Origin of the sequence: Corynebacterium sp. CMW7794 (assembly GCF_001563605.1) — a bacterium.
GTDB classification, from domain to species: Bacteria; Actinomycetota; Actinomycetes; order Mycobacteriales; family Mycobacteriaceae; genus Corynebacterium; species Corynebacterium phoceense.
The window spans coordinates 1,211-2,346 of record NZ_KQ961764.1 but is presented as its reverse complement, the minus strand read 5'-3'; the positions used below and the strand labels follow the sequence as shown (position 1 = coordinate 2,346).

At 54.9% G+C, this 1,136-nt stretch carries 2 protein-coding genes; both read left to right on the top strand.

The features are described 5' to 3' along the window. The first annotated feature begins 49 nt into the window (after positions 1-49). Positions 50-115, top strand: a complete 66-nt coding sequence (locus HMPREF3227_RS14030) for an erythromycin resistance leader peptide (protein ID WP_071569110.1) — start codon at positions 50-52, stop codon at positions 113-115. 99 nt (positions 116-214) lie between these two features. Beyond that, positions 215-1,069, top strand: a complete 855-nt coding sequence (locus tag HMPREF3227_RS13025) for a 23S rRNA (adenine(2058)-N(6))-methyltransferase Erm(X) (RefSeq protein WP_011117480.1) — start codon at positions 215-217, stop codon at positions 1,067-1,069. The last annotated feature ends 67 nt before the right edge of the window (positions 1,070-1,136 follow it).

The following is a 1,136-nucleotide window of genomic DNA, read 5'->3' as shown; positions in this document are numbered from 1 at the left end:
GCAAACGCCTAGGAACAAAACCCGGGGCACTTCACACCCGCGAATTTAAATGGATATAATTAGACCCATGTTGATTTCAGGTACCGCTTTCTTGCGGTTGCGCACCAACCGCTAAGGCGGTTTCCTACCCCGTAGGTTAAAAACCGCTCCGGTCCTTTAGCCGGGCGGCTATTTGTCATGCCCGGCTCCCTTTCAAATCCAAGGAGCACACCTGATGTCTGCATACGGACACGGCCGTCACGAGCATGGCCAAAATTTTCTCACCAACCACAAGATCATCAACTCCATCATCGACCTTGTGAAACAAACCTCCGGCCCCATCATTGAGATCGGACCAGGAAGCGGTGCCCTCACTCACCCGATGGCCCACTTGGGGAGGGCGATAACGGCAGTTGAAGTGGACGCAAAACTAGCTGCCAAAATCACACAAGAAACCTCCTCGGCGGCGGTCGAAGTGGTCCATGATGATTTCCTTAACTTCCGGTTACCCGCCACTCCCTGCGTCATTGTGGGAAACATTCCCTTTCACCTCACCACTGCCATTCTTCGAAAGTTGCTGCATGCGCCAGCATGGACTGACGCTGTACTCCTCATGCAGTGGGAAGTCGCTCGCCGCCGGGCCGGGGTAGGCGCAAGCACGATGATGACGGCTCAGTGGTCCCCATGGTTCACATTTCACCTGGGTTCTCGGGTACCAAGGTCTGCTTTCCGGCCACAGCCAAACGTTGACGGGGGGATCTTAGTGATCCGCCGGGTGGGTGACCCGAAGATTCCGATAGAGCAGCGCAAAGCCTTTCAGGCGATGGTGCACACCGTTTTCACTGCCCGGGGACGCGGGATAGGGGAAATTCTCCGAAGGGCAGGGTTGTTTTCATCACGTTCAGAAACACAATCATGGTTGCGCTCGCGAGGAATCGACCCCGCGACCCTACCTCCCAGATTGCACACCAACGACTGGATCGATCTCTTCCAGGTGACTGGTTCCTCTCTACCTCACCATCGACCCATTTCACCATCGGGAAGTAGTCAACGACCTCCTCAACGGAAAAACCGAAGCCGGCGGCGTTAATCCCCACCAAAACCGAAATCCACCAGTAGTACTAAAAGGGCTCTTCCGGTTTTAGAGTGCATTGATT

What these genes read in the sequence shown, in the direction of transcription:
- HMPREF3227_RS13025 (WP_011117480.1), top strand. Translation starts at nt 215, where the DNA reads ATGTCTGCATACGGACACGGCCGTCACGAGCATGGCCAAAATTTTCTC.